General features: G+C 53.9%; 28 protein-coding genes. 17 read left to right on the forward strand and 11 right to left on the reverse strand.

The features are described 5' to 3' along the window. Nucleotides 1-44: 44 nt before the first annotated feature. Complete coding sequence (locus BS29_RS10650; RefSeq protein WP_229953634.1) at nucleotides 45-1,145, reverse strand: 6-phosphofructokinase; 1,101 nt, start codon at nucleotides 1,143-1,145, stop codon at nucleotides 45-47. Nucleotides 1,146-1,264: 119 nt separating this feature from the next. Between BS29_RS10650 and purB the strand changes: the two genes are divergently transcribed. The 8 genes from purB to BS29_RS10690 all read left to right on the forward strand — a co-directional run bounded on the left by purB (nucleotide 1,265) and on the right by BS29_RS10690 (nucleotide 8,916). Next, nucleotides 1,265-2,566 carry an adenylosuccinate lyase gene (gene purB, locus BS29_RS10655; RefSeq protein WP_229953635.1) on the forward strand — a complete coding sequence of 434 codons (1,302 nt, stop codon included), beginning with the start codon at nucleotides 1,265-1,267 and terminating at the stop codon, nucleotides 2,564-2,566. Nucleotides 2,567-2,656: 90 nt separating this feature from the next. Beyond that, nucleotides 2,657-3,061: a hypothetical protein gene (locus tag BS29_RS10660; RefSeq protein WP_229953636.1), complete on the forward strand. Its 405-nt coding sequence runs from the start codon at nucleotides 2,657-2,659 to the stop codon at nucleotides 3,059-3,061. After that, nucleotides 3,058-3,732 carry an orotidine-5'-phosphate decarboxylase gene (gene pyrF / locus BS29_RS10665; RefSeq protein WP_229953637.1) on the forward strand — a complete coding sequence of 225 codons (675 nt, stop codon included), beginning with the start codon at nucleotides 3,058-3,060 and terminating at the stop codon, nucleotides 3,730-3,732. Before BS29_RS10660 ends, pyrF begins: the two co-directional genes overlap by 4 nt. A gap of 8 nt (nucleotides 3,733-3,740) precedes the next feature. Further along, nucleotides 3,741-4,385, forward strand: a complete 645-nt coding sequence (locus tag BS29_RS10670) for a phosphoribosylanthranilate isomerase (protein ID WP_229953638.1) — start codon at nucleotides 3,741-3,743, stop codon at nucleotides 4,383-4,385. Beyond that, complete coding sequence (trpB, locus tag BS29_RS10675) at nucleotides 4,369-5,610, forward strand: tryptophan synthase subunit beta (RefSeq protein ID WP_229953639.1); 1,242 nt, start codon at nucleotides 4,369-4,371, stop codon at nucleotides 5,608-5,610. The genes BS29_RS10670 and trpB overlap by 17 nt, the downstream gene beginning before the upstream one ends. A 208-nt stretch (nucleotides 5,611-5,818) precedes the next feature. After that, nucleotides 5,819-6,607 (forward strand): tryptophan synthase subunit alpha, encoded by a 789-nt coding sequence (gene trpA, locus BS29_RS10680; RefSeq protein ID WP_229953640.1) that lies wholly within the window; start codon nucleotides 5,819-5,821, stop codon nucleotides 6,605-6,607. A gap of 19 nt (nucleotides 6,608-6,626) precedes the next feature. After that, a complete protein-coding gene (accD, locus tag BS29_RS10685; protein WP_229953641.1) occupies nucleotides 6,627-7,481 on the forward strand; it encodes an acetyl-CoA carboxylase, carboxyltransferase subunit beta in 855 nt (284 codons plus the stop codon). Between the two features lie 112 nt (nucleotides 7,482-7,593). Continuing rightward, a complete protein-coding gene (locus BS29_RS10690; protein WP_229953642.1) occupies nucleotides 7,594-8,916 on the forward strand; it encodes a bifunctional folylpolyglutamate synthase/dihydrofolate synthase in 1,323 nt (440 codons plus the stop codon). Between the two features lie 4 nt (nucleotides 8,917-8,920). Here the strand turns inward: BS29_RS10690 and BS29_RS10695 are convergent, their stop codons facing one another. The 3 genes from BS29_RS10695 to BS29_RS10705 all read right to left on the reverse strand — a co-directional run bounded on the left by BS29_RS10695 (nucleotide 8,921) and on the right by BS29_RS10705 (nucleotide 11,872). Beyond that, entirely contained in the window at nucleotides 8,921-9,616 is a 696-nt protein-coding gene (locus BS29_RS10695; RefSeq protein WP_229953643.1) for a hypothetical protein, read from the reverse strand. A 63-nt stretch (nucleotides 9,617-9,679) separates the two neighbouring features. Further along, nucleotides 9,680-11,011, reverse strand: a complete 1,332-nt coding sequence (locus BS29_RS10700; protein WP_229953644.1) for an AmpG family muropeptide MFS transporter — start codon at nucleotides 11,009-11,011, stop codon at nucleotides 9,680-9,682. Between the two features lie 75 nt (nucleotides 11,012-11,086). Beyond that, nucleotides 11,087-11,872: a DUF1223 domain-containing protein gene (locus BS29_RS10705; protein ID WP_229953645.1), complete on the reverse strand. Its 786-nt coding sequence runs from the start codon at nucleotides 11,870-11,872 to the stop codon at nucleotides 11,087-11,089. Nucleotides 11,873-11,971: 99 nt separating this feature from the next. Between BS29_RS10705 and BS29_RS10710 the strand changes: the two genes are divergently transcribed. Both BS29_RS10710 and rsmD read left to right on the forward strand, forming a co-directional pair. Continuing rightward, a complete protein-coding gene (locus BS29_RS10710; protein ID WP_229953646.1) occupies nucleotides 11,972-12,799 on the forward strand; it encodes a pseudouridine synthase in 828 nt (275 codons plus the stop codon). Beyond that, nucleotides 12,799-13,338: a 16S rRNA (guanine(966)-N(2))-methyltransferase RsmD gene (rsmD, locus tag BS29_RS10715; protein WP_229953647.1), complete on the forward strand. Its 540-nt coding sequence runs from the start codon at nucleotides 12,799-12,801 to the stop codon at nucleotides 13,336-13,338. Before BS29_RS10710 ends, rsmD begins: the two co-directional genes overlap by 1 nt. Before the next feature lie 5 nt (nucleotides 13,339-13,343). Here rsmD and BS29_RS17470 read toward each other — a convergent pair whose 3' ends face one another. Continuing rightward, nucleotides 13,344-13,469, reverse strand: coding sequence for a hypothetical protein (locus BS29_RS17470; protein WP_268255389.1), 126 nt, complete (start codon nucleotides 13,467-13,469; stop codon nucleotides 13,344-13,346). 157 nt (nucleotides 13,470-13,626) lie between these two features. Between BS29_RS17470 and BS29_RS10720 the strand changes: the two genes are divergently transcribed. The 3 genes from BS29_RS10720 (at nucleotide 13,627) to BS29_RS10730 (ending at nucleotide 18,509) form a co-directional block, all read left to right on the forward strand. Further along, complete coding sequence (locus BS29_RS10720) at nucleotides 13,627-15,891, forward strand: ATP-dependent helicase (protein WP_407673784.1); 2,265 nt, start codon at nucleotides 13,627-13,629, stop codon at nucleotides 15,889-15,891. Nucleotides 15,892-15,934: 43 nt separating this feature from the next. Next, the gene (locus BS29_RS10725) at nucleotides 15,935-16,777 is read left to right on the forward strand and encodes an FkbM family methyltransferase (RefSeq protein WP_229953648.1); all 843 of its coding nucleotides are present in this window, start codon (nucleotides 15,935-15,937) and stop codon (nucleotides 16,775-16,777) included. Nucleotides 16,778-16,892: 115 nt separating this feature from the next. Further along, nucleotides 16,893-18,509, forward strand: coding sequence for an FAD-dependent oxidoreductase (locus BS29_RS10730; protein ID WP_229953649.1), 1,617 nt, complete (start codon nucleotides 16,893-16,895; stop codon nucleotides 18,507-18,509). Between the two features lie 6 nt (nucleotides 18,510-18,515). Here the strand turns inward: BS29_RS10730 and BS29_RS10735 are convergent, their stop codons facing one another. Beyond that, nucleotides 18,516-19,214, reverse strand: a complete 699-nt coding sequence (locus BS29_RS10735) for a L,D-transpeptidase family protein (RefSeq protein ID WP_229953650.1) — start codon at nucleotides 19,212-19,214, stop codon at nucleotides 18,516-18,518. Nucleotides 19,215-19,407: 193 nt separating this feature from the next. On the opposite strand from BS29_RS10735, the gene BS29_RS10740 reads away from it, so the two are divergent. The 4 genes from BS29_RS10740 to BS29_RS10755 all read left to right on the forward strand — a co-directional run bounded on the left by BS29_RS10740 (nucleotide 19,408) and on the right by BS29_RS10755 (nucleotide 22,999). Continuing rightward, nucleotides 19,408-19,818 carry a hypothetical protein gene (locus tag BS29_RS10740; RefSeq protein WP_229953651.1) on the forward strand — a complete coding sequence of 137 codons (411 nt, stop codon included), beginning with the start codon at nucleotides 19,408-19,410 and terminating at the stop codon, nucleotides 19,816-19,818. A gap of 304 nt (nucleotides 19,819-20,122) precedes the next feature. Beyond that, nucleotides 20,123-21,349, forward strand: a complete 1,227-nt coding sequence (locus BS29_RS10745) for an MFS transporter (RefSeq protein ID WP_229953652.1) — start codon at nucleotides 20,123-20,125, stop codon at nucleotides 21,347-21,349. A 19-nt stretch (nucleotides 21,350-21,368) separates the two neighbouring features. Further along, nucleotides 21,369-22,289 carry a cysteine synthase A gene (gene cysK / locus BS29_RS10750; protein WP_229953653.1) on the forward strand — a complete coding sequence of 307 codons (921 nt, stop codon included), beginning with the start codon at nucleotides 21,369-21,371 and terminating at the stop codon, nucleotides 22,287-22,289. Continuing rightward, the gene (locus BS29_RS10755; RefSeq protein WP_229953654.1) at nucleotides 22,286-22,999 is read left to right on the forward strand and encodes a dienelactone hydrolase family protein; all 714 of its coding nucleotides are present in this window, start codon (nucleotides 22,286-22,288) and stop codon (nucleotides 22,997-22,999) included. Before cysK ends, BS29_RS10755 begins: the two co-directional genes overlap by 4 nt. Nucleotides 23,000-23,053: 54 nt before the next feature. On the opposite strand, the gene BS29_RS10760 is transcribed toward BS29_RS10755, so the two are convergent. From BS29_RS10760 to hisI, 5 genes are all read right to left on the reverse strand, one after another. After that, nucleotides 23,054-23,329, reverse strand: coding sequence for a hypothetical protein (locus BS29_RS10760; protein ID WP_229956955.1), 276 nt, complete (start codon nucleotides 23,327-23,329; stop codon nucleotides 23,054-23,056). Between the two features lie 166 nt (nucleotides 23,330-23,495). Then, a complete protein-coding gene (locus BS29_RS10765; protein WP_229953655.1) occupies nucleotides 23,496-25,298 on the reverse strand; it encodes an acyl-CoA dehydrogenase C-terminal domain-containing protein in 1,803 nt (600 codons plus the stop codon). 59 nt (nucleotides 25,299-25,357) lie between these two features. Then, nucleotides 25,358-25,792, reverse strand: a complete 435-nt coding sequence (locus BS29_RS10770) for a MerR family transcriptional regulator (RefSeq protein WP_229953656.1) — start codon at nucleotides 25,790-25,792, stop codon at nucleotides 25,358-25,360. A 37-nt stretch (nucleotides 25,793-25,829) separates the two neighbouring features. Next, complete coding sequence (locus BS29_RS10775; protein ID WP_229953657.1) at nucleotides 25,830-26,366, reverse strand: hypothetical protein; 537 nt, start codon at nucleotides 26,364-26,366, stop codon at nucleotides 25,830-25,832. Further along, on the reverse strand, nucleotides 26,363-26,737 hold the full coding sequence (gene hisI / locus BS29_RS10780; RefSeq protein ID WP_229953658.1) for a phosphoribosyl-AMP cyclohydrolase: 375 nt from the start codon (nucleotides 26,735-26,737) through the stop codon (nucleotides 26,363-26,365). Before hisI ends, BS29_RS10775 begins: the two co-directional genes overlap by 4 nt. Nucleotides 26,738-26,744: the final 7 nt, after the last annotated feature.

The raw sequence follows: 26,744 nt of genomic DNA on the forward strand, positions 1-26,744 counted from the left end.
AGCGCATTTAAGTTACAGCCACCCCAACATGTTCAAATATCGGTTTAATATAGAAACATCGGCATGCCTTCTATCTGCACAAGATTGGCCCGATATTCTCTCGCATCATAGAGACCGGATACGTTCACACCCTTCGTTCCACCAAGCAACGTCCCGATCGGTACAACACCATAGTTGCCGTCTTCAAGGCAAACCATGTTGGACGTGCGGCCTTCCTCGATCAATTGCACCGCCAGTGCGCCAAAAGCGAAGCCAACCATCCGGTCCATTGCGTCGGGCTCACCGGCGCGCATCAGATAAGCAAGCTCCTGAACAATGGTTCGCTCGGGCGACCGCGCTTCGATTTCTCTCGCCAATTGGGTACCGATATTCACGCCGATACGGTTGGTATTGGATTTGCTCATTTCGCCATCATCCGTATCGCTACCAGCTAGTTTGGCTCCTTCCGATACAAGGCAGATAGCATAGCTTTCCGGGTTATTCGCCTTATCTTTCAGCAACAAAGGCAACAGCGCATCTATATCGGCCGGCACCTCTGCAATAACAGTGCGATCTGCTTGGGACAAAAAGCCGGACAGCAGTGCCGTTTCGCCGGACCGGCGGCCGAATAGTTCGATAACGGCTATCCGTTCGTGGCTGGCCACGGTGGTTCTGAGAGCATTTATTGCTGCGACAGATCGCGTCACGGCGGTTGAAAAGCCAATGCAATAGTCGGTGCCGAACACATCATTGTCCATCGTTTTTGGGATAGAAATGACGTTGCGCCCCAGACTTGCAAGATGCGCTGAAAAGCGCAGTGTGCCATCGCCGCCCATGGTAATAAGCGCATCGACCTTCAGCGCGTCGAGTATATCCAGGACCTTTTGCGTCTGGTCGCCTTTACTGGTGTTTCGGGGATCACAGCGCGAGCTGTGCAATATCGTTCCACCTTGTCGATCAATGCCGCGCACAGCATCTTTATCCAACACCATCGCGGAATTTTCGAGTGACCAGGGATCGGTTGGATCGGTTTCAAGCACCCCTTCCCAGCCACGGCGCAGTCCGATGACATCCCAACCGCGCTGCCAAGCCGCCATGGCAATCGAACGGATACACGGGTTAAGGCCGGGAACATCACCTCCACCGGTTAAAACTGCCAGACGCATATTTTTCTCCCCAATGATCCACGTTGCCGACTCATAATGTAGCTGCTAGCGGGTCGGCAAATCTCTGATCATGCTATGATCGGATTAAACCAGCTTTTTCAGTTTCAAGGAAAGAAAAAATGATCCCGCGCTATTCTCGCCCCGATATGGTTGCCATCTGGGAACCCGAATCCAAGTTCCAGATCTGGTTTGAGATAGAGGCGCACGCGACCGATGCGCTTGCTGAACTGGGCGTTGTCCCAAAGGAAGCTGCTGCTGCGATTTGGGCAAAAGGCAAATTTGATGTCGAGCGGATCGACGAGATTGAACGCGAAGTAAAACATGATGTCATCGCTTTCCTGACCAATGTTGCGGAAAATGTCGGCGAAGAAGCGCGCTTCATGCATCAAGGCATGACGTCGAGTGATGTGCTCGATACCTGTCTGGCCGTTCAGCTCACCCGCGCGACCGACATTTTGCTTGATGATATGGACAAGCTGCTCGCGGCTATCAAAACCCGTGCTTATGAGCATAAGCTAACCCCGACCATAGGCCGCAGTCACGGTATTCATGGCGAGCCGGTGACTTTCGGCATGAAATTGGCGCAGGCCTATGCCGAGTTTGAACGCAATCGCGAACGACTTGTTCTGGCGCGCAAAGAAATCGCGACCTGCGCGATATCCGGCGCGGTTGGCACCTTTGCCAATATCGATCCCAAGGTCGAAGCCCATGTAGCAGAGAAAATGGGGCTGGAAACCGAACCTGTCTCGACACAGGTCATTCCCCGCGATCGCCATGCCCAATATTTTGCAACATTGGCTGTGATCGCTTCTTCAGTGGAGCGTCTAGCTGTTGAGATTCGCCATTTGCAGCGCACCGAAGTTTTGGAAGCCGAGGAATATTTCTCACCTGGTCAAAAAGGTTCAAGCGCGATGCCGCACAAGCGTAATCCGATCCTGACCGAAAATCTGACCGGCCTTGCCCGTATGGTGCGCAGCTACGCACTACCTGCGATGGAAAATGTTGCTCTGTGGCATGAGCGGGATATCTCCCATAGTTCGGTGGAACGCATGATCGGCCCTGATGCCACCATCACGCTGGACTTTGCCCTCGCTCGTCTGACCGGCGTGGTTGAAAAGCTGCTCATATATCCTGAACGGATGCAGAAAAATCTCGATCGGATGGGCGGCCTTGTGCATTCTCAACGCGTTTTGCTGGCCTTGACACAAGCCGGTATTAGCCGCGAAGACAGTTACCGGATTGTCCAACGCAACGCGATGAAAGTCTGGGAATCAGACGGCGAAGTGGCGCTACTCGACCTGCTGAAAGCAGACGCTGACGTAACCGCCAAACTGTCTGAGGAGGCGCTGGAAGAGAGCTTTAATCTCGACTATCATTTCAAACATATCGATACGATTTTTACGCGCGTTTTCGGGGAATAGGTCCATTCCTTAACCCAAAATAGTAACAGCTCTGGTCACTGACCAGATTTACGCGTAATATGTAAAAAAATGCATGAATAAGGGTGTCGAATGCAATTTATAAAAACGCTTTTCTGGGTCATTTTGGCGATCATATTGGTTGTTTTCGCGGTCAATAACTGGTCGCCAACTTCCGTATTGATCTGGGAAGATATTCGCATTGACACCAAGCTTCCCGTGCTGGTCATCGGAGCATTCCTACTTGGATTTTTGCCGATATGGCTGATCCATCGCGCATCGAAATGGCGCCTGAATCGCCGGATCAAAACGCTGGAAGCAGCGGCACGGCCGGCTCCTGCTCCGACAGCCACTGCCTCGGCAGCATCGCCAACGCCGCCAGCACCTGCGCCGCAGGCGAAGCCGGCTGCTGCGCCATTGGATCTCGGCAAAGACAAGATCGTCGAACCGGCTCCAGCCGTCTCATCCATTACCGATGACAAGGCTGCAGGCACATGAGCAACCCGATATTCGTTGCGCTGGACACACCGATACTAGACAATGCTTTGGAGCTAGCCAAATCCGTCGAAGGACATGTTGGTGGCTTGAAACTTGGCTTGGAGTTTTTCTGCGCCAATGGCCATCATGGGGTTCATGAAATCCAGAAAATTGGCCTGCCGATATTTCTCGACCTGAAACTTCACGACATTCCCAATACCGTGGCCAAGGCCATGCAAGCCATTAACGTTCTGGAACCAGCAATCGTTACGGTTCACGCATCTGGTGGTCGTGCGATGATGGAAGATGCCAAAGCAGCAGCGGGTATCAATACCAAGGTTGTAGGGGTCACCCTGCTTACCTCGTTGGATCAACGGGATATGACTTCAATCGGTTATAACGGCAGCCCACATGATCAGGTTGAACGGCTCGCCAATCTGTCGGCGGAAGCAGGTTTGGACGGTATTGTCTGTTCGGGCAATGAAGTCGGTGCAGCGCATAAAGTCTGGAAAGACGGTTATTTCGTTGTTCCTGGATTGCGTCCTGCCAATGGCAAAGCAGGCGATCAAAAGCGCACGGTAACACCCCGCGCTGCTCGCGATGATGGCGCCAGCGTTTTGGTCATCGGCCGGCCCATTACAGCTGCAGAAAATCCCAACTCAGCGGCCCGGTCGATTGAGGCGACACTTTAGTCAATCCAATGAAAACAGAAATCAAAATATGTGGCTTGTCCAACGAAGCCAGCATCGCGGCGGCGGCAGAGGCCGGGGCTGACTATTTCGGGTTGGTTCATTTCGAAAAAAGCCCGCGCCATGTTTCACTGGAACGTGCCGCAGAGCTTCGAGAATCGGCGCCAGAATCTCTGAAAACGGTGCTATTGCTGGTCAACGCAGATCCGAAACTGACCGGGCATGCGATCAGTGTGGTTCGCCCTGATGTGATCCAATTCCATGGAAGTGAAACAGCCGAATGGCTCAAACTGGTGCGTGACCAAAGCAATGCCGAAGTCTGGAAAGCACTTGGCCTGCGCGACAAGGCAACGCTGGCAAAGAGCAGCCGGTTTGAAGGCGCTGCGGATCGGTTGCTATTCGACGCTCCTGCCAAAGCTCTGCCGGGCGGTACCGGCACCAGTTTCGATTGGAATGTTCTCGACGGTCATGACCACAAGATTCCATGGGGCCTTGCTGGCGGTTTGGATGCCGATAATGTCGTAAGCGCCATGGAATCCACCAGCCCACCGCTCGTCGATGTTTCCTCTGGCGTTGAATCCGCGCCGGGCGTCAAAGATGTGGACAGAATCGCTGCCTTTTGCCAAGCGGTTCGCACATATGACGAAACACGATAAACTCTCGAACAGCTTCCGCAATCAACCTGATGATCGCGGCCATTTTGGTCAGTTTGGCGGGCGTTATGTCGCCGAAACTTTGATGCCGCTGATCCTCGATCTGGAGAAGCATTATCGCGCGGCACAGGCCGATCCCGCTTTTGCGGAAGAATTTGATGACCTGCTGGAACATTATGTCGGTCGTCCCAGCCCGCTTTATTTTGCCGAGCGGCTGACCGAGCACGTCCGCAAAGAAGCGCCGGAAGGCAAAGGCGCGCAAATCTGGTTCAAGCGCGATGAGCTGAACCATACCGGCGCACACAAGATCAACAATTGCATTGGCCAGATATTGCTCGCCAAACGCATGGGCAAGACCCGGATCATCGCGGAAACCGGCGCGGGTCAGCATGGCGTTGCCACCGCTACGGTCTGCGCTCGCTTTGGTCTGCCCTGTGTCATCTATATGGGCGCGACCGATATTGAGCGGCAGAAGCCGAATATTTTCCGGATGCGTCTGCTGGGCGCGGAAGTCGTGCCCGTGACCAGCGGTTCGGCAACGCTCAAAGACGCAATGAATGACGCATTGCGCGACTGGGTCGCCAATGTGCACGACACGTTCTACATTATCGGCACTGCCGCTGGCCCCCATCCCTATCCGGAGCTGGTGCGCGATTTCCAGAGTGTCATTGGCCGCGAAGCGCGCGAGCAGATGCTGGCGCGAACCGGCCGACTGCCCGATATGCTGGTCGCAGCCATTGGCGGCGGGTCCAATGCCATTGGCCTGTTCCATCCTTTTCTCGATGATCCCGACGTTGAAATGTTGGGCATTGAAGCGGCTGGTCATGGTTTGGAAAAAGAACATGCTGCATCGCTGGCGGGCGGCAAGCCAGGGATCTTGCACGGCAATAAAACATATTTATTGCAGGACGAAGACGGGCAGATTGACGAAGCCCATTCGATCAGCGCGGGCCTCGACTATCCCGGCATTGGTCCGGAACATAGCTGGCTGAAAGAATCCGGCCGTGTGCGCTATGATAGCGTGACCGACACAGAAGCCCTAGAGGCGTTCCAACTGCTCTGCGGCACCGAAGGGATTATCCCGGCGCTAGAGCCGAGCCATGCCATTGCTGCTGTCGCGCGCGAAGCTGTTAAGATGGACAAGGATCAGATCATACTCGCTAATCTCTGCGGGCGTGGGGACAAGGATATTTTCACGGTTGCCGAGGCTTTGGGGACAGAGATTTGATCGCAAGCTTTGTCTATCGCCTGATGCGTTACATCGCGATCCTAGGTTGCCTCGTATACATCGTGTCACCTGGAATCAGTTTTTTTCGTGGCAACGGATTTGTAGTCAACGAGACCGATTGGATTCTCGTAATTCCTGTCGGAATAATCATGCTAGTTCATGAGATACGTCGATATCGCAAATCATTGCCATGAACGGAGATCGATTCTTGACCCGCCTTTCCTCGGCCTTCCCTACCGACCGCGCTGCCCTCGTCGCTTTCGTAACCGGCGGTGATCCAACCGCCGCGGACACGGGCGCCATCCTCGACGCCCTCGTCGAAGGCGGCGCCGACATTATCGAACTCGGCATGCCGTTCACCGATCCGATGGCCGACGGCCCTGCCATTCAGGCCGCGAATATCCGCAGCCTCAGCGCGGGCACAAAGACCGCGGACATATTGAACATCGCGACTGCTTTTCGGGAACGCCATCCTACGGTGCCGCTTGTTTTGATGGGCTATGCCAATCCGATGACGATCCGCGGGGCCGACTGGTTCGCCGATGCTTGCGTCAACGCAGGCGTTGATGGCGTGATCTGCGTCGATATTCCAGTCGAGGAAGATGATAGCCTCGGCGACGCGCTGCGCGCCAAGGATGTCGCTGTGATCCGTCTCGCTACACCAACGACCGATGCCGAACGCTTGCCAGAAATCCTGAACAATGCCTCGGGCTTTCTCTATTATGTTTCTGTGGCCGGCATTACCGGACTGCAACAGGCGGCACAGGCCAGCATCGAGGAAGCGGTCTCTCGCCTGAAAGCCGGGACAGACCTTCCCGTCGCCGTCGGCTTTGGGGTGCGCACACCGGAACAAGCCGCGGATATCGCCCGCGTTGCCGACGGCGTTGTGGTTGGCTCGGCGATTGTCGAGATTATCGCGGAACATGGCGCTGACGCTGCACCGCATGTCAAAGACTATGTAAAATCACTTTCTGATGCTATCAGAAGCGCACGTTAAAAATCTGGGGAATTGACGCATGTCTTGGCTTAGCAATGTCCGTAACAAGATCGCTTCGATCACCAAAAAAGAATCACCGGATAATCTCTGGCACAAATGCAAAAAATGCGAAGCGATGGTGTTCCTCAAGGAATATGAGGACAATATGCATATCTGTCCGAAATGCGAGCATCATGGCCGCATCGGGCCGATGATCCGTTTTGCGCAAATCATGGATGAGAATAGCTGGAAGATCATTCCGTTTACGGCCGTCCCGGAAGATCCCCTGAAATTCAAAGATCAGAAAAAATATACCGACCGCCTGAAAGCAGCGCGCACCAAAACCGAAGAACAGGACGCGCTCATCACCGTAACCGGGACCATAGAAAATGTTCCCTGTGTCGTCGGTGTCCAGGATTTTGCGTTCATGGGTGGCTCCATGGGTCTGGCAGTAGGTCAGGCCTTTGTTGACGGCGCCAACCGGGCCCTAGAAGACCAATGCCCCTATATCATCTTCACTGCCGCTGGCGGTGCGCGGATGCAGGAAGGCATTTTGTCGCTGATGCAGATGCCCAAAACCACCGTGGCGATATCCATGCTGCGGGAAGCGGGACTGCCGTTCATCGTTGTTCTCACCGATCCGACAACTGGCGGCGTGACGGCTAGCTATGCGATGCTCGGCGATGTCCAGATATCGGAACCTGGCGCTTTGATCGGTTTTGCAGGCCAGCGCGTGATCGAGAATACCATCCGCGAAAAACTGCCCGAGGGTTTTCAGACAGCGGAATATTTGCTGGAACATGGCATGGTCGACATGGTGGTTCACCGCAAGGAACTGCGCGCAGAACTGGCCCGCGTGATGAGCTATCTCATGGCCTGGAAAACAGCGGCTTGAGTACCTTCACCCCTCCCCTTCAGGGGAGGGGCCGGGGGTGGGGCAGCGCCATGCGCTCGCTTTGCTCGCGACCCACCCCAACCCCTCCCTTAAAAGGGAGGGGCTTTTAGGCATGGCAGACGGCGCACGATCCGACCATCCGGCGGTTCAGAAACAACTCGACCGGCTCTCGCTATTGTCACCCGGACGCGATGTGCTGGGGCTGGAGCGGATCAGCGCGGTTTTGGAACGCGTGGGCAATCCGTATCTGAACCTGCCGCCGGTTTTTCATGTCGCCGGAACCAATGGCAAAGGGTCCACCTGTGCCTTCTTGCGCGCGGCGATAGAGGCGGAAGGCCTGAAAGCGCATGTTTATTCCAGTCCGCATCTTGTGCGTTTCAACGAGCGGATCAGGCTTGCCGGAGCATTGATTGAGGACGAATATCTTGCGGCATTGTTGGCGCGTGTCCTCGACGCCAGCGAGGATATTAATCCCAGCTTTTTCGAGGCGACCACGGCGGCGGCCATGTTCGCGTTTGCCGAAACGCCGGCTGATGCTTGTATTTTGGAAGTCGGTCTGGGCGGCCGGTTGGACGCGACCAATATTGTGCCGGCGCCTGCTGCAACCGGTATGGCCGCGCTTGGCATCGACCATGAAGCCTTTCTGCTCTCTCCGGAAGACGGTACGCCCGCCGATCCGATGGTGCGTATCGCCTGGGAAAAGGCGGGCATTGCCAAATCCGACGTTCCCCTGCTCACGCAAAGATATCGCGATGATATGGCTGAAGTGATTGCGGAACATGCCGCCGCGACACAGGCTCGTTATTTGCCGCGCGGCGAGAATTGGGATGCCGCCATTTACGAAGACCAGCTCCATTACCGAGATGATCAGGGCAAATTGACGCTGCCCCTGCCTGCCCTGCCCGGCGCGCATCAGGCGGATAACGCAGCCCTTGCGATCGCCATGCTGCGTCATCAGGATAAAATCGAGATTTCCGAAGCCGCCTTTCGCGCGGCAATGGGCTGGGCCAAATGGCCTGCGCGCTTGCAAAAGCTGTCACGCGGTCCGCTGCGAGATATTCTGCCAGAGGATACCGAAATATGGCTCGATGGCGGGCATAATGTAAACGCAGGCAAAGCGTTGGCGGCCCATTTCGACAGCTATACGGATGGTTCCATCCATCTGGTCATTGGTATGCTCACCAACAAAGACCCTGCCGCGATTGTCGAACCGCTTCAGCCAAAAATCGCCAGCATCACCGTTGTGCCTGTTGAGGGTCACGAGGCGCATGGACTGGCTGATTTTGTGGGCGTTGCGGCGCCAGTTTCAGAGGCGCCAAATGCATCAGAAGCATTGAAGGTCGTAGCCACGCAAACGCCTGAAACGGTACTGATTGCCGGGTCTCTCTATCTGGCTGGTACGGTTCTGGAAGCTAATCGGCAATTGCCGGAGTGACAGTCTATAATTGCTTGAGATTGCTGGCAGCCCATTCGTAGATCGGCCGATCCTCATCCAATTGAGCCCGCGACATCCTTTTGCCGGCCTCAATGATTTCTTCCAACTGCTCTTTCGCTAATATTTTTTCGCCCATCTTGAGCAGCAACGCCGCATAATGCCCTCTCGCCTCAATCCCGGCAATCTTGTCGACGATATTAGCATGGATGTCGCGCGCCTCGTTATCACGATCCAACTCGGATAATATTCTTGCTTTCAAAAGCTGCCGCTGATTATTTTCGCTGTTAACCGAGGCTGGTTCCAGTGGCTCCATGATGTCCCATGCTCTCGCCGCGTCGCCTGTTTCGAAAAGAGAACGGGCATATTTGAACATGATGCCATCGCTATTGCCGTGCGGTTCAACTACGATCTCGCCATATTGCAAAGCTGCTTCATCATGACGGCCATTTGCCGCCAACGCATCGGCAAGCTCTACCCAGTTCGCAAGACTATCGGTAAGCTTTATATTTTCTTTAGCCTGCCGGATCCGCCGTTCGGGATCAATTTTCTCAACCGCCTTCTTCTTGGCGTAGCGCATATGCCGGTTACCTTGCAGTCCCGGTAATATTTCGAACAGAAAATAGGCGGCGCTGCCTGCTAACGGCAAGAAGATAATGGCCGTCAGCCAAAGCTTGTTTCCATTATTTCTGATCAAATGCACAACGCATAGAATCTGAAGCAAAATGCTAAGCGCAAAAAACGGCATGATGGTTTCTTTCTGAGCTTATTCGTCTTCCACCGCATGTTCGGTACCCGCAGTACCCAAAGATCGATCCACCAATCCCGATCTGATCATTAGCCAAAAGATAATGACACCAGGGAATGCTGCTAGTGTGGTTAGCAGGTAGAAGTTAACATAACCCATCCACTCTATCAGCGAACCGGCTGTTGTTCCCGTCAGGAAACGCCCCAATATGCTGGCTGCAGCTGAGAGCAGAGCGAATTGGGTAGCTGTGAAACTCAAATTGCAAAGGGCCGAGAGATACGCAACCACGGCGACACCGCCGATGCCGCTGGCAAAATTCTCGAAACCTATGGCAGCGGCCATAGCCCAGTTATTATGCCCGCTTGCTGCCAGCCCTGCGAACGAGAGATTGCTGACGGCCATTAAGATGAGACTCAGCATAACCGCCTTTTTCATACCCAGCCGGGAATAGACGATGCCGCCGACGAATATACCGATTAGAAAGGCGATGAAACCAAGACTGACATCATAAAAGGCAATCTCGTCATTGGTGAAACCGAGGTCTTCAAACAATAGCCGGAACGTCAAATTGGCCAATGTGTCGCCGATTTTGTGGACCAGTACGAACAGCAAAACCACTGGCGCGCCGGAGCGTTTGAAAAATTCTACCAGCGGACTGACATATGCAATCGCCGCCTGGATCGGTCCTTTGAGCGGCTGTGGTTCTTGACGCCGAGCAGGTTCACGCATGATCAGCCCGACAAACACAGCAAACAGCGCGAATAGCGAACAGACATAATATGCGATTGACCAGTTGCTGCGCGCTGCAATGACAAGCGCAACCGCACCTGCCGTAGCCGCGCCAATGCGCCAGCCATATTGAGACATACCGGAGCCGACACCCAATTGTTCGGGCTCCAACAATTCGATGCGATAGGCATCAATCACGACGTCAAAGGTTGCACCTGCAACGCCAACCATGGTCGCGGCCACGGCGACCGCAATTATGTCCGCGGAGGGATCCAGTGATCCAAGATAGATAATCGCGGCCATTGCCATAGCGGCTGTCAGGATCAGCCAGGATAAACGCTGGCCCATGCGGCCGATTATCGGAAGTTTCACAACATCGATAATTGGAGCCCAGAGCCATTTGAAATTATAGGCAAGGAACGTAAGCGCGAAGGCCGTAACCGTGGATTTCTCGATCCCCGCCTGCGCCAATCGCGTTGTGAGGGTTGCAGCGATCATCGTCAGCGGCAGTGCTGACGAAATGCCCAGGAAAAAGGCCGATAAGGGAGCCGCTTCGCTATAAGGGCGGACACCGGCCGGTAAATTTTTGCGCCATCCGATGTCTGCTATTTGTCCACTCACGCCATACTCTCCCTCGAACTGAGGGAAACACTAGCGGCAAATGCTTTGAATACCAGTCAGATTTTTACAGATAGCTTAAATATCGAGCAGTTTGGCGCCGACAATCGTTCCTGCACCGGGGCGTTGAACGATTATCGCATATTTGTCAGCACCGGCCACATTCAGGTCCGCGTCCGACAGTTTGACCCGCATGGATGTGCCGTCCCAGCTGCCAAGATTGCGTTCGCTTTTCACGACATTGGTATAATGCAGCTTGCGCCCGCCATTTTCGCCGCGGCCGACTTGCACGGTTTCAGAGGAGCTTAGCGCCAGCAGTGAAACGCCGGCCATATAGCGGGATTGACCCTTGACGGTCACCGTAACTTCGCCGTTTTCATCGCGATTGGCTTCGATCACAGGACCAGTATCGCTCTTCGCCAACCGGACCAGCGACCGGATATCGCCTTCACGCGAACCGACCGCTCCGCCGCCGCCATTTATAATGACTTGCGGTGTATAGACGCCCGATCCGGCCTTGCCTTTGCTGGCATAGGTGCGCTGCAGCCGTGTATTCTCTTCCCGCGCCAGCGTATCTTTCCAACCGAGCCGATCCCAATAGGTAACAGGCCGCGAAATCACCAGCAGGGAGTCATCTTTTGCTAGCCGGGATGCCAGCATGTCTGCAGGGGGGCAGGATGAACATCCCTGACTGGTGAACAGTTCGACGACGACCGGGGTAGGGGAAACCGTTTCGTCGCCAAGTGTTTTCGCGGGTGTCGTTGCCTGTGCGGAGGCTTCGCTCGATGACTGGGCGATTTGGGCACCCATGAAGCCTGCAAATGCAGCTCCTGCAATCATTGCTGGCAATATTAATTTACGCATCGAGAGACCTTCCAAACAAGTAACTATCCTGTCATTCGCGGGCACCATCCCGCAGGTTACAGATTGCGACAAAGTTTTTTTTCCGCCATGCGCAAAAACATGACCGATAAAGAAACCAAGAGCGATTCTGGCAAAATCTATAAGGCCAAACCGACGCGCGGTGCAAAGCAGCAACCGGCAAAGGCCAAGCCGACCGAAGCGCCCGTGCGCGAAGGACAGCGCATAGCCAAATTGCTGGCCCGTGCCGGTGTCGCATCGCGCCGGGAAATCGAACGCATGATTGGTGAAGAGCGGATTGCCCTCAACGGTGTAACCGTGGAGCACCCTTCCCTACTGCTCAAAAATCTTACCGGGATTACCGTCGACGGCAATCCTGTCGCGGAACCCGCGCCAGCCAAGCTGTTCCGTTTCCATAAACCCAATGGCTATATCACCGCCGAACGTGATGCCTCGGGCAAGAAAACCATTTATGACGTGCTGCCCGACGATTTGGAGCGGGTCATGCCGATTGGCCGACTCGATCTGAATACCGAAGGTCTGTTGTTAATGACCACCGATGGCGAGTTTAAGCGTGAGATGGAACTGCCCAAAACCGGCGTCGAGCGCACCTATCGCGCACGAACTTTTGGCGATATCACGCAGAACCAGCTTGAAGAACTGTATCGCGGTATCACTATCGAAGGCATGCATTATGGTCCGATTGAAGCCAATCTGGAGCGGCGCACCGGCCGCAACCAGTGGATTGAAATGACGCTGACCGAAGGTAAAAACCGCGAAGTCCGGCGCGTGCTCGAACATCTTGGCCTGAAAGTCTCCCGCCTGATCCGCACACGCTATGGGCCCTTCTTGCTGGGCAATCTGGCCAAGGGCGAAATCGAAGCGGTGCGCCGCCATGATCTGGTCAAGTTTCGACGGACGCTTAAGTAATGCGGATCATTGCAGGCGATTGGCGCGCGCGAAAACTTGTCGCGCCCAAAGGTGACACCACCCGTCCCACTGCCGACCGTACGCGTGAACGGTTATTTTCCATGCTGACCAGCCGTTTGGGCGATTTTGCCGACCTGCAAGTGCTGGATCTGTTTTCCGGGTCTGGTGCGCTTGGGCTAGAGGCTTTGTCACGCGGCGCGGCGCATTGCACTTTTGTCGAGCAAGACCGGGACGCTCTTAAGGCATTGGAGAAAAATATCGATACCTTGGGCGCCAAAGCGGATGTCCGCATTGGATCGGCGCTTGCGCTTGGACCCGCGCGCAAAACCTATGATTTGATCTTGATGGATCCACCTTATGATACCGGAGCGGGCGCCGTGGCGCTCGACAAATTAGGTCGCCAAGGTTGGTTTGCGCCTTCTTGCTGGATTGCCATAGAAACGTCCCGCAAGGAAGAAATCACTGTGAAGGGTTTCGAACTGGAAAGCCAGCGAGACAGCGGCAAAGCGAGACTTCATATCCTGCGCCCTACCGGATAAATTATTCAGCTATTGGCCGTCTCATAGGCAGCAGCGGTTTTATTCTGATCGATTTGCGATTGCGCATAAAATGTCGTCGTCGCCATTAAAGCAGTCGCCAAGATCGCGCTGAACATCAGTCTTTTACTCATTTTGGTTCCTAACCGGGGAAGAATTTCGACTTGAAGCGCATATGGTGCACCGCAGCATTAGTTACAACCTGCCCCTTGGGTCATGTCAAAATTGATATTGGCCTTGCCGCCGCTTTCGATGTTCCCTAACTGTTCACCTGTGACCAATGCTGTGAACATGCCCGCCGAAAGCGATCCACCCTATGTCCGGGGCCTGAACGAGCCTCAGCGCGATGCCGTGCTGACAACGGAAGGACCGGTCCTGGTTCTGGCGGGTGCTGGTACCGGCAAAACCGCTGCTCTAACGCGGCGTTTGGCGCATCTCATTTACACGCGTAAGGCCTGGCCGTCCGAGATCCTGGCTGTGACGTTCACCAATAAAGCCGCACGCGAGATGAAAGAGCGGATCGGGACAATTGTCGGTGATGCTGTCGAAGGCATGCCTTGGCTGGGAACCTTTCATAGCATTGGGGCGAAAATGCTGCGCCGCCACGCGGAATTGGTCGGACTACAAAGCAATTTCACCATTCTCGATACGGACGACCAATTGCGGCTGCTGAAACAGCTCATTCAGGCAGAGGAACTGGACGAGAAACGCTGGCCAGCCCGCGCCCTTGCCGGCTTGATTGATCAATGGAAAAATCGCGGACTCAATCCCGATGATCTCGATGCAAATGAAAATGAACGCTATGCCAATGGCCGTGGCCAGGAATTTTACGCCGCCTATCAGGCACGGCTAAAAGCCCTCAATGCCTGCGATTTTGGGGATTTGTTGCTGCATATCCTAAATCTGCTCAAGACAGATCGGGAAATATTGAAACTCTATCAGGATCGTTTCAAATATATCCTCGTCGACGAGTATCAGGACACGAATAGCAGCCAATATCTCTGGCTGCGGCTGCTCGCACAGGAACGCAAAAATATCTGCTGCGTCGGTGATGATGATCAGTCCATCTATAGCTGGCGCGGTGCGGAAGTTGCCAATATCCTGCGCTTTGAGAAGGATTTTCCCGATGCGAAGGTCGTCAAGTTGGAGCAGAATTATCGCTCCACACCCCATATATTGGCCGCTGCATCCGCGCTGATAGCCAATAATAGTGGCCGTCTCGGCAAAACACTGTGGACCGAGGAACAGGATGGCGAAAAAGTGCAAGTCACTGGTGTCTGGGATGGACCGGAAGAAGCCCGGCGCACCGGCGAAGAGGTGGAAAGCCTGCAAAGCAAAGGTGTTTCCCTGAATGACATGGCGATCCTTGTCCGCGCGCAATTTCAGACGCGCGAGTTTGAGGACCGTTTTATCTCTATCGGTATGCCGTACAAGATAATCGGCGGCTTTCGTTTCTACGAGCGGGCGGAAATTCGCGATGCCCTCGCCTATCTGCGGGTCATTGCGCAGCCTGCGGATGATCTCGCCTTTGAACGGATCGTCAATGTGCCCAAGCGCGGCCTTGGGGATAAAACTGTGGAAAAAGTCCATAAGCTCGCGCGGGCGCAAGGAATTCCCTTGGCTGCAGCGGCGCTGAGTATATGCGATACCGATGAATTGCCGGCTCGGGCGCGTAACACATTGCAGGATTTGATGCGCAACTTTGCTCGCTGGCGGACAAATGCCGATGAGCTGCCCCATGCGGAACTGGCCCGGTTGGTGCTCGATGAATGTGGTTATACCACCATGTTGCAAGCCGATCGCACGCCTGAAGCCGCCGGGCGGCTGGAAAACCTGACCGAGCTGACTCGCGCAATGGAGGAATATGAAACGCTGGGCGATTTTCTCGAGCACGTCTCTCTGGTCATGGACAATGATGCATCTGATGACGAGACCAAGGTCACGATCATGACGATGCACGGGGCCAAGGGTCTCGAATATGACCATGTTTTTTGTGCCGGATGGGAGGAAGGCGTGTTTCCGTCCCAGCGAAGCCTTGATGAGGGCGGGATAGCCAGCTTGGAGGAGGAACGCCGTCTCGCCTATGTCGCGATCACTCGGGCGAAGAAAAAATGCACAATCTTTCACGCGGCCAACCGGCGGATTTACGGACAATGGACCAGTTCCATCCCCTCGCGCTTTATCGGTGAATTACCGCCAGAGCATATTGAGGAAGAATCCAGCATGATGGGAGGCGAAAGCCTGTGGCGTGCCAACTGGTCAGAACGCTCTGATCCTTTTGCCGATGCCGCGCGCGGCTCTACCAGAGGCCCCGGATGGAAACGCGCCCGCAATACCGGCAGTTTCAACAGCACGCCTCAGAATATCAAAGAAGCCCGGCGCAGTGCGGTATCGCTCGGCAATAAAGGCCGGGATGATGTCACCGTCGGCATGCGCGTCTTCCACACCAAATTCGGCTATGGCGAAGTGATGGAAAAAGAGGGTAATAAACTCGAAATCGAGTTTGAAAAAAGCGGCCAGAAACGGGTACTCGACAGCTTTGTTGAAATTGCCTGAGCGAACCGCTTGATCTTTGTATGAAAACAAGGAAGGGAGGGCTATGCCCGCTCTTCACAATCGCGCCGCCCATTTCATCCTCAAACGCCTGGGGCTGTTCAATCGCAGCTATACAGAAATGGCTTTTGGGCGGCGGTTCGTCATACCGATCATCAATGGCCGGAAAACTTATATTTCCGAACCTTGGATGGCCGAAATGATCGCGCGTTTGTTCAAACTGAAACAAGGCGCCTTTATCGATGTGGGGGTCAATCTGGGCCAGACTATGCTGAAAGTGGCTGCGGTTGATCCGGAACGCCGCTATGTCGGCTTTGAACCCAATCCCGCATGTGCCGATTATGCGCAGGCACTGATCACCGCCAATCATCTGCCTTACACGATCGTTCCCGCCGGATTGGGTGTGGAAACCGATGTCCTGCAGCTGCAAATCTACCGTGATGAAGACACGGATCCATCTGCCAGCTTGGTCGAGGGATTTCGGGACGGTGCGATTGCAACCAAATCTGTTGTGGTTGTCGGTCTTGATGACCTTCCCGAGCAATTGATTCCGGATGATATTGCCATTGTAAAAATCGATGTAGAGGGTGGTGAAGCCTTTGTCATTCAGGGAATCCAGTCCCTGCTAGACGGCCCCCGCCCCTATATACTCGTCGAGATTTTGCCAGCCTATAATGCTGAAAATAAAGCCCGCCTCACGCAACAAAAGATCATCGAAGATCGCTTGGCAAAAGCGAACTACGTGATGTTCCGCGTCAAACGCCACGCAGATGAAAGCTTATCAACCGTGGAACAGATTGATGAAATCGGAATTCATGGTGACCTGGCCCTGGCCGATTATCTGATGGTGCCATCGGAAGATGTCGATCGGATAAAGGCTGCCTTTTAACAGTTTCGGCCAAATGCATTTGGCTACTGTGCCACAAACAACGCAAATGATATATTCTTGTCGGTAGGGTCGTCTCCCGTGCGGAATGCGCGGGTCTAGTTTTTGAGGCAGGCTAGTGCTTATTGACCTGAGGGAATCCGACCCTCTTACACGGTTTGAAACGGATATTTGCATCGTAGGAGCAGGCGCGGCAGGCATCACATTGGCGCGGCAACTCTCTGATTCCGGACTACGGATATTGTTGCTTGAAAGCGGCGGCATCGACTTTGAAGCGGATGTTCAGGCACTCGCAGATGGCCCGTCAACGGGTCATGACTATTATCCACTGGTTGATTCCCGGTTGCGTTTTTTCGGCGGCACCACCGCAATCTGGGGCGGGCGTTGCGCCGAGTTTCATCCGATAGACCTGGAACGGCGGGACTGGGTACCGCATAGCGGCTGGCCGATTTCTTACCGAGATTTGCTGCCCTATTATGACCATGCCCGCACCTTGCTTGGTTTACCGCAACGAACCTCTTCCGCGACGATCTGGCGACAAGTCGGCCGCACCATGCCGGATTTTGCCAATGACAGTCTGACAACGGATTTCTGGCAATTCACACCGCAAACCGAGCGATTTACGCTGCGCAAGTGCAATGATCTGGTGGAAAGCGATCGCGTTCGTATCTTGCTTCACGCGACAGTGACCGCGATCAACAAAGAACAGGACAGCGACACTATCGAAAACCTGTCCGTTAGTGACATATCGGGCTGCAATGCCAGCATCAAAGCTAAATATTATATTCTGGCAGCGGGCGGAATCGACAATGCCCGGCTGTTGCTCGCCTCGAACATCGGCAATGGCCATGATCAGGTTGGCCGCTATTTTATGGAGCATCCTCACGCGCGTGGTGGGCGCGTAGTCAGTGGCCGATTCTGGCGGCTACTTAAAATGCTTCATGGCCGTATGCGCGATCATGATGGCCATATGCACGCCCCGCTCATCCGATCGTCCGCCGCCATGCAAGCGCGTGAAGGCATTTTGAACAGCGCTTTTTCACTGGCCGCGCGCCAGGCACCACAGGCCAATATGGTTGCGCCGGTCAAAGCCTATAATGGCCTGAAACATAAGCTTTCACCGACAAAGGCGAACCGGTCGCTCTGGCTAAATGTTAAAAAGGGGATGACGCGGTTTAATGAAATGGCCGGTCCTCTGCGTCCTCGAACTCTTATCGCCGCCGGTTGGGATTTGGCCGCAATCATCCGGGCAGAACAGGCACCTAATCCCGACAGTCGCGTGAAGCTCGCCAACAAGACCGACGCGCTTGGCATGCCGCTCGCGGAACTGGACTGGCGCTTTTCCGAACTCGACAAACATAGCATCAAAGTCATGATGCAGGAATTTGCTTCCCAACTTGAACAAATCGGTATCGGCCGGTTCGATCCAGCGCCATGGCTGGACGATGCAGCCACAGTTTGGACAACAGACCCGCTTATCTCGGCCCATGCCAAAGGCGGCTATCATCATATGGGTACAACCCGTATGTCGGGATCATCAAAAACGGGCGTTGTCGACGCAGATTGCCGGGTTCATGGTGTTCACAACCTCTATGTCGCCGGCAGCTCCGTTTTTGCAACATCAGGTTGGGCCAATCCGACGCTGGGCATCATGGCGCTCAGCCTGCGGCTTGCCGATCATCTTGTCAGAGAGCATGTGCAGCAACCAAAGCAGCGCGTGATGGCCAGAGCATGATCGCTCTCATCCGGCGACGATCTGTTCGCCAAGATCCAGCATTTTGCCATTGGTAACAATCACCTGATCACCAAGCTCGACTTCTTCGAACAGGCGCCGAGCAAATTCCTCGGGAACACCGATACAGCCGCGCGTCCCATAGCCCCATTTCACCTCAGCCGCGTGAATCGCGATGCCATCATTGGTCAGTCGCAACATATAGGGCATGGGCACGTGATAGATGTTGGAGACATGATCCTTGCTCTTCTGCGTGATCGGAAACACGCCGGTTGGCGTTGGTTTCAGCGCATCCCCAAATTTAATCACGGCCGCGCCAATTTCATAACCGTCCCGGAAAACGGAAATGGATTCCGCTTTCAAATCCACGGTGATGACAATCTCACCATCCGGCACGCCTTCATCATCCCATTTATAATAGCCATGCACAAACGGCTCATCAATTTGCAATATGCGTTTGACGACGAACGGCGAATCCGAAAGGAGCGGAGAAGTCGATGCGGGTTCCACAGCTTCCGGCTCAACAACCTTCGGTTCCGCCACCAGCGCAACAGGCATTGGTTGCTCGTCTGCCACTTGCGCCGAAACAGCAGGCGCTGGATCACCCGCAAAAGCACGGATCAGCGCCAGGACAATCAATCCCAAAATAGCAAAGCCCGTGGCAACTAATATGCCCCCGCTAATCCGCATCAAAATCTGCTGTGCCATGTTTCAAACCTCTGCATTTCTTAAGGCGATCTTTACCAAGAATCCGGGATCCCGGCGAATGCTCAATTCGACCTGTACCGCTGGGAGACGCCGGGATGTGAAATGTTGAAGGATAAGGTTAAACCAGCACGGAAGCGATGATGTTCCATTTTTGTTCTTTCCTACAATCAGACCATCATGCCATATTACTGTGATGCCCCATACATCCCCCGCGCGCAAAGCGCCCCTCACCCGTGAAGACGATCCGCTCTTCTTCACTCCTGTTCCTTTTGCCGTGAAGCGCTTTGGCGGCTGGACGCCGGATCGCCAGCGCCAATTTATCTATCAGCTATCGCGCATCGGTGTGGTTTCAGCGGCCGCAAAAGCGGTCGGCATGAGCCGAGATTCCGCCTATAAACTGCGCGGACGCAAAGGAGCAGATAGCTTTGCCACAGCCTGGGACATGGCGCTGGAAATGGGTCATGACAATGCTAATGAACATGCCATCACCCGGGCGATTGAAGGCTATATCGTGCCCTATTTCTATGGCGGCGTGATGCGCGGTGAGGTTCGGCGCTATGACAATCGGCTGCTTTTCGCCTTACTCAAAGCACGCAGCAAATGAAACGACTGATCGACGACAGAAAACGGTTCAACAGAATTTGACCACCGTTTTGCGTATCATTTGTATAATTTCTAAGCGCGGGCAAAGCGCTTCAGCAACCTGTTTGATGACCGTTAATAAACCAAGCCAACATCACAATATCCTTCGGCGAACAAAGAAATTTTTGCTGTCCAGCCAAGGAAGTCTTGCCTACATATAATTTCATCATTGATCGCCATAGAAAATCAAAATCATCGAACAGAGCGCACCCCATCCTTTTACGATAGCCAATTACCGCTACCTCTGGTTCTCGCGGTTGTCGTCGATGTTCGCGCTCTATGCGATGATGCTGATTCTTGGTTGGCAGGCGTATAATCTCGCCCGCGAAGATATGGGCGTTGGTGCTTCAGCCGGCATTTTGGGACTGCTTGGGCTATTGCAATTCGTACCATTATTCATTTTGACACCGCTCGTCGGATGGGTGGCGGACCATATGGATCGCCGGTGGATCGCCCGCATTGTTCTCGGCGCGCAAGCGGCCATTGCTCTGGTACTCGGTCTGCTAACCGTCACCGGCGAGATATCATTATGGGCCATCTATATTATTTCGGTCCTGCTCGGCATTTGCCGCGCGTTTCTGGGACCCGCCGTCACGGCTCTGGCCCCCAATCTGGTGCCGAAAGAGTCGCTGCCACGGGCTATCGCGCTCTCGACTATAGCCTGGCAGGTCGGCGTCATTGCCGGGCCTGGCATGGCCGGACCGCTTTACAAAATCGCACCATCCCTGCCCTATTTTGTCTGTGCCGCTCTTTATGCGCTGGCGATGTTGTCGATTTTCATGATCGGCCCGGTCACCCGCAGCGCGATTGACCGGACCAAAGGCCCCTTGCGTCAAGTGATGGATGGCATGTCCTATGTCTGGACCAACAAACTCGTGCTTGGGGCGATCACGCTTGACCTGCTCGTCATGTTCCTGGCCGGGGCAACCGCGATGATACCGGTCTTTGCAAAGGACATATTAGGCGCAGGCGAGATCGGGCTTTCGTTGCTGGCCGCATCTCCGGCGGTCGGAGCCGTCATTGTCGCTGGCATATTTTCCTTTGCCCCGTTGTCGCGCAATGTCGGTAATATGATGCTGATTGCCATGGCCGTTTTTGGCGTCGGGACAATCGGTTTTGGGCTGAGCACGTCCCTGCCGCTGTCCATGGCTTGCCTCGCCTTGTGCGGCGCCGCCGATATGTTCGGGGTCTATGTGCGCAGCTCGCTTATCCAGCTCCATACGCCCGATGACCGGCGCGGCCGTGTCAATGCCGTTAGTCAGATGACGATCAGTGCCTCCAACGAATTGGGCGATGCCTTGTCGGGCGGATTGGCCGTACTATTTGGCCCTGTGGCGGCCATTGTCGCAGGCGGTACCGGTGCTATAATGGTTACTGGAATATGGTCGCGGCTTTTTCCCCAACTGGGCGCAGCCAAAACTTTCGATCCACCCCCCGATCTGGAACCAGACAGAAAAACAGAAGACAAATCAGACACTAATGCTAAAGACTGACATCTAGGAGAAAAGAGCAATGATCGCCCAGACTATTCTCGATACGGTAGGGGACACCCCCCATATCAAAATGCAGCGCCTATTTGGCGACGCCAATGTTTGGATTAAATCTGAACGGTCGAACCCCGGTGGCTCGATCAAGGATCGCATCGCACTGGCGATGATCGAAGATGCCGAACAATCCGGAGCGCTCAAGCCCGGCGGTACAATTATCGAGCCGACATCGGGAAATACCGGCGTCGGCCTTGCAATGGTCGCAGCAGTCAAAGGCTATAAACTGATATTGGTCATGCCGGAATCCATGTCTTTGGAACGGCGGCGGCTGATGCTGGCTTATGGCGCAAGCTTTGATCTGAGCCCGAAAGAAAAGGGCATGAAAGGCGCGATCGAGCGAGCACAGGAGTTGATTGACACCACTCCCGGCGCCTGGATGCCGCAGCAGTTCGAAAACCCGGCGAATTTTGAAGTGCATAAACAGACCACGGCACAAGAGATACTGGCAGATTTCAAAGATAATCCACTTGATGCGATTATCACTGGTGTTGGAACCGGCGGTCATATCACCGGCGTTGCTGAAGTGCTGAAACAGGAATGGAACGGATTGAAAGTCTATGCTGTTGAGCCCGCTGGTTCACCGGTTATCAGCGGCGGTCAACCGGGGCCGCATCCAATTCAGGGCATTGGCGCGGGCTTCATTCCGGGCAATTTGCATACGCAAAGTATTGATGGTGCCATTCAGGTTGAGCCAGCAGATGCGAAAGCCATGGCTCTGCGCGCTGCGAAGGAAGAAGGCATGTTGGTTGGCATCAGCTCTGGCGCAACATTGTCTGCGATTGCGCAGAAGCTTCCCGATCTTGGTGACGGCGCAAATGTGCTTGGCTTCAACTATGACACTGGTGAGCGTTATCTTTCTGTACCGGAGTTTCTACCTGAAGAATGAGCTCAATCGAAGTCAACACCTTCACCTATCATCATGGTGATCTGGAGCTGGCGGGCTATATGGCCCAGCCAAGCCGCTATCCGCGCGCGGGGATATTGATTGTTCCGACCATTGCGGGTCCGAACAAGATCATGTACGAACGCGCGCGCTGGCTGGCGTCTATCGGTTACTCAGCAATGGTGTGTGACCTTTATGGGCAAGGCGAAATAACCGATACACGCTTGGCACAAACCATGGCCAATGCGCTGCGCGCCGATCCGGAAAATTATCGCGAACGGTTTCGCTGTGCTCTGGATGAACTGCGCAAGCGTTCAAAGCTCGCCAACCACCGGATTGCAGCCATTGGCTATTGCATGGGCGGTGAAATTGTTCTGGAAATGGCGCGTGGCGGAGAGGATATCGCGCTGGTTGTCAGTTTTCATGGATTGTTGGCAACCCCGCTTCCGGCCAAGAGAGGCTCGATCAAGGCGCGACTGTTGGTCTGTCATGGCCGTGCCGATCCGCTGGTTCCGCCAAAGCAGGTTCGTGCGTTTCTCGAAGAAATGGATATCGCTGGCGCAGATTGCCACATGCATACCTATACCGGTGTAGTGCACGGTTTTACCGATCCTGCCAGTGATGGAAAGCCGCTAGACGCCGTATCTTACAACAAATCAGCGGACATTCAGAGCAAGGCTGCCATGCTCAGCATGTTTGAGGAGCTTTTTTAAAAAAAAACGCCGGGCAAAGTGCGACCCAGCCCGGCGTTTTAAGAGAGATGGGCGTTAATCGGGCTTACCGTCGCCATCATCATCAAGCAGATCAGGCTTGCCGTCGCCATCGGTATCCCAGGCGTCGGGTTGGCCATCACCACTACGGTCCCAGGCATCCATTGTGCCATCGCCATCAGTATCAATGGTGGGTGCCGGAATTTCCGACTCCGCGGGCTCTTCTTGCGTATCTTGCGCCGCCACTGCGCCAGTTGCCATTGAGAATCCAACGCCAACCGTCACCAGATAAGGAGTCATTCTCCGAATGGGGCTCGTTTTCTTGGAATGCATTGCATCTTCTCCTAATGCAGATCATTCCCCTGTCCTGCACAGCAATGTGCTGCCGCCGCCCGCAAAACAAGCGAGCAGCGGCTAGACGAGATAAAAACAAGACTTTTTGGCGGTTTTTGGGACCCACCGCATCTTAGCAACTGTCTGCCGCGATGCGAATCGGAGCTTAAGCGACTGCAAACATCTCAGGTTCAAGCGCCATAATGGCTTCGCTTCCGCCTTCAATTTTGCGGCGCAGCGAACCGGCATCCGGGAAAAAGCGCTCGGCAAAATATTGTGCCGTTATCAGCTTGCCTTCGTAATATTTGGCATTGTCTTCACCAGCAGCCAAGGCTTCGGAAGCAGCTTTTGCCATTCTCAGCCACATCAGGCCAAGCGCCACGATACCCATGATATGCATATAATGATGGGCACCGGCACCGGCATTGTTGGGATTGGCCATCGCGTTTTGCATGAACCACATGGTCGCCTTTTGCAGCTCGCCATTGGTCTTTTCGAGACCTTCGGCGAAGTCTTTCAGTTTCTCATCAGCTTTCGCTTCTTCAACCTCTTTGGCAATTACAGCAAACAGCGCCTGCACACCACGTCCACCATTTTGTGCGAGCTTGCGGCCAACAAGGTCCATTGCCTGAACGCCGTTTGTGCCTTCATAGATCATCGCAATACGCGCATCGCGGACATATTGTTCCATGCCCCATTCGCCAATATAGCCATGACCACCATAGACTTGCTGCGCATTGGTCGCGACTTCATAGCCCTTGTCAGTGCCATAGCCTTTGATTACCGGCGTCAGTAGCGACAGCAGGTCATCTGCCATCTGGCGCTCTTCTTCGGTTTGCGCCTTGTGGATCAGATCAGCTTGCAAAGCGCCCCACAGACACAAGGCCCGCATGCCCTCGGTAAAGGCCTTCGCATCCAGCAGCATCCGCCGGACATCAGGGTGAACGAACAGAGTATCTGCCTTCTCGTCGAGATCCTCCGGACCGGTAAGCGCCCTGCCCTGACGGCGATCATTGGCATAGTGAACGGCGTTTTGATAAGCGACTTCGGCAATACCGAGGCCCTGTTGACCAACGCCCAGGCGTGCCACGTTCATCATGATGAACATTGCTGCCAATCCTTTATTCTCTTCACCAACCAGATATCCGGTCGCACCATCATAGTTCATCACACAGGTCGAGTTGCCGTGAATGCCCATTTTATGTTCGATAGAACCACAGGACACAGGATTTTTGTCGCCCAAGGAGCCGTCTTCATTGACGATGAACTTTGGTACGATGAAAAGCGAAATGCCTCTAACACCATCTGGCGCATCGGGCGTCTTGGCGAGCACCAGATGAATGATATTTTCAGACATGTCATGCTCACCGGACGAGATAAATATCTTGGTGCCGGTAATCGCGTGAGACCCATCAGCATTTGGCTCCGCTTTGGTTCTGATCAGTCCCAGATCGGTACCACAATGCGGTTCCGTCAGGTTCATTGTGCCGGTCCATTCACCAGACAGCATTTTGGGAACAAACTTGGCTTTCTGTTCCTCACTGCCTTTGGCCAAAATCGACGAAATTGCACCATGAGTCAGGCCGGGATACATCGCAAACGCCATGTTACCGCTGGCCATATATTCTTCGAACGCCATGGAAACGATGTGCGGCAAGCCTTGGCCGCCGAATTCCTCGGGTCCCGACAAAGTGCCCCAGCCGGCTTCGCAATATTGTTTATACGCGTCTTTGAAACCAGTTGGCGTGGTGACGCTGCCGTCGTCATGACGCGTACAACCTTCCTGATCACCCACTTGGTTGAGCGGAAACAATACATTTTCAATAAACTTGCTGCCCTCGGTAAGGATGGCATCAATCATTTCCGGCGTTGCATTTTCAAAACCGGGCAGATTGGAATAGCGCTCCACACCCAAAACATTGTTGATGATAAATTGCGTATCCCGAACCGGGGCTTGATAATTTGGCATTATCTAAAACTTTCTCTTAATTTGGAAGCGGCCAGAAAATGCTGGCAGATTATCCTCTGTTATTGCTGCGCTTTGGCGGTTGCTACCGCATCTTGCACAATCTTTATGAATTCCGTCAGCTCTTTGATCGAGCTATCAATGTCGTTGCGCTGCTTCTTGAGAAGATCGACTTTCTCTTGGCATCGATCGAGCGTTACCTCCATTTGGGTAATTCGACCGTCACCCAGATCATAAAGATCTATCATCTCGCGAATCTCAGTCAGACTGAATCCGACATTTTTCGCGCGCATGATCCACGCAAGCCGTGCACGATCACGTTTGGTGTAAATACGCGCAAGACCTTTGCGATGCGGAGCGATAAGCCCTTCATCTTCATAAAAACGAAGCGCACGCGCTGTAACACCAAATTCCTCTGACAAATCCGAAATGGTAAAAGTTTCGCGATTTTTCAGATCAGGAGTATCGATCTCTGCATGGTTCAGCGTTTTCGACATGAGAGTCATATAGCTTACGCTAACGTAAACGTCAATACTATCCGCCGGGGCATAAACTCACAATTTCGCGTCCGCGTGTCGAACGCGCTACCGCATCCCCTTCCCCTACCAGAAAGAAGTTAACCCCATTCAGGCTAGCGCGCGGCGTGCAATAGCTTGTACATGATTCTGGCAAATCGCCCGGAAATTGAAGCGCTACGCCATCAAATTTTGCAGTAAAACTGCATCTTTGTTCGCTGTTCAATATAATTTGAATATCCTCGCCATTCCGCTCAGCAGAACCCAAAGCTTCGCATTTGCTGTCCGGCCCGAATACAGCCAGCATTCCAATCTGATAACCACGCTCATCATTTCCGACGGCACAAAAACGATCTGTTCCGAGATCACTTCGCCGTTCGAAAGCACCTGAAAGGCTTACATTTCGAATGTCGGGTATCACACCAGCATCAATTGCGGCTTGTTCCAATGGAGATGCTTGTTCAACCGGGCCATCGGTGTCGTTATTTTCCGGCCTGCCTTGCCCATCACAAGCGGTAAGCAGCAACAACGGAAGCAATAAAAGCGTGCGTGTCACGCAATACGTTCCAATTCGCCATCCTCTACTTTGCGGTAAAAACAGCTTGTTTCACCAGTATGACAGGTTGGTCCCGCTGGGTCAGCCTTGACCCAGACCGCATCTTGATCGCAGTCGATCAACAATTCTTTCACGTGAAGAACATGGCCAGAAGTTTCTCCCTTTTTCCAAAGAGTCTGACGACTCCGCGAATAGAAATGCGCCATTCCGGTTTTCTGGGTCATTTGCAAAGCCGCTGCATCCATGAATGCAACCATCAAAACAACACCGGTCGAATCGTCTGTCACCACAGCGGATATCAAACCATTCGAATCAAATTTGGGGTTTAGTTGTGATCCGGTTTCCCGATCGACATTTTTGCTATCCGTCATCCCTTTG

It is taken from the genome of Parasphingorhabdus litoris DSM 22379, from assembly GCF_020906275.1.
GTDB lineage: Bacteria > Pseudomonadota > Alphaproteobacteria > Sphingomonadales > Sphingomonadaceae > Parasphingorhabdus > Parasphingorhabdus litoris.

What these genes read in the sequence shown, in the direction of transcription:
- BS29_RS10650 (WP_229953634.1), bottom strand. Translation starts at nt 1,145, where the DNA reads ATGCGTCTGGCAGTTTTAACCGGTGGAGGTGATGTTCCCGGCCTTAAC.
- purB (WP_229953635.1), top strand. Translation starts at nt 1,265, where the DNA reads ATGATCCCGCGCTATTCTCGCCCCGATATGGTTGCCATCTGGGAACCC.
- BS29_RS10660 (WP_229953636.1), top strand. Translation starts at nt 2,657, where the DNA reads ATGCAATTTATAAAAACGCTTTTCTGGGTCATTTTGGCGATCATATTG.
- pyrF (WP_229953637.1), top strand. Translation starts at nt 3,058, where the DNA reads ATGAGCAACCCGATATTCGTTGCGCTGGACACACCGATACTAGACAAT.
- BS29_RS10670 (WP_229953638.1), top strand. Translation starts at nt 3,741, where the DNA reads ATGAAAACAGAAATCAAAATATGTGGCTTGTCCAACGAAGCCAGCATC.
- trpB (WP_229953639.1), top strand. Translation starts at nt 4,369, where the DNA reads ATGACGAAACACGATAAACTCTCGAACAGCTTCCGCAATCAACCTGAT.
- accD (WP_229953641.1), top strand. Translation starts at nt 6,627, where the DNA reads ATGTCTTGGCTTAGCAATGTCCGTAACAAGATCGCTTCGATCACCAAA.
- BS29_RS10690 (WP_229953642.1), top strand. Translation starts at nt 7,594, where the DNA reads ATGGCAGACGGCGCACGATCCGACCATCCGGCGGTTCAGAAACAACTC.
- BS29_RS10705 (WP_229953645.1), bottom strand. Translation starts at nt 11,872, where the DNA reads ATGCGTAAATTAATATTGCCAGCAATGATTGCAGGAGCTGCATTTGCA.
- BS29_RS10710 (WP_229953646.1), top strand. Translation starts at nt 11,972, where the DNA reads ATGACCGATAAAGAAACCAAGAGCGATTCTGGCAAAATCTATAAGGCC.
- rsmD (WP_229953647.1), top strand. Translation starts at nt 12,799, where the DNA reads ATGCGGATCATTGCAGGCGATTGGCGCGCGCGAAAACTTGTCGCGCCC.
- BS29_RS17470 (WP_268255389.1), bottom strand. Translation starts at nt 13,469, where the DNA reads ATGAGTAAAAGACTGATGTTCAGCGCGATCTTGGCGACTGCTTTAATG.
- BS29_RS10720 (WP_407673784.1), top strand. Translation starts at nt 13,627, where the DNA reads ATGCCCGCCGAAAGCGATCCACCCTATGTCCGGGGCCTGAACGAGCCT.
- BS29_RS10725 (WP_229953648.1), top strand. Translation starts at nt 15,935, where the DNA reads ATGCCCGCTCTTCACAATCGCGCCGCCCATTTCATCCTCAAACGCCTG.
- BS29_RS10735 (WP_229953650.1), bottom strand. Translation starts at nt 19,214, where the DNA reads ATGGCACAGCAGATTTTGATGCGGATTAGCGGGGGCATATTAGTTGCC.
- BS29_RS10740 (WP_229953651.1), top strand. Translation starts at nt 19,408, where the DNA reads ATGCCCCATACATCCCCCGCGCGCAAAGCGCCCCTCACCCGTGAAGAC.
- BS29_RS10745 (WP_229953652.1), top strand. Translation starts at nt 20,123, where the DNA reads ATGTTCGCGCTCTATGCGATGATGCTGATTCTTGGTTGGCAGGCGTAT.
- cysK (WP_229953653.1), top strand. Translation starts at nt 21,369, where the DNA reads ATGATCGCCCAGACTATTCTCGATACGGTAGGGGACACCCCCCATATC.
- BS29_RS10755 (WP_229953654.1), top strand. Translation starts at nt 22,286, where the DNA reads ATGAGCTCAATCGAAGTCAACACCTTCACCTATCATCATGGTGATCTG.
- BS29_RS10760 (WP_229956955.1), bottom strand. Translation starts at nt 23,329, where the DNA reads ATGCATTCCAAGAAAACGAGCCCCATTCGGAGAATGACTCCTTATCTG.
- BS29_RS10765 (WP_229953655.1), bottom strand. Translation starts at nt 25,298, where the DNA reads ATGCCAAATTATCAAGCCCCGGTTCGGGATACGCAATTTATCATCAAC.
- BS29_RS10770 (WP_229953656.1), bottom strand. Translation starts at nt 25,792, where the DNA reads ATGTCGAAAACGCTGAACCATGCAGAGATCGATACTCCTGATCTGAAA.
- hisI (WP_229953658.1), bottom strand. Translation starts at nt 26,737, where the DNA reads ATGACGGATAGCAAAAATGTCGATCGGGAAACCGGATCACAACTAAAC.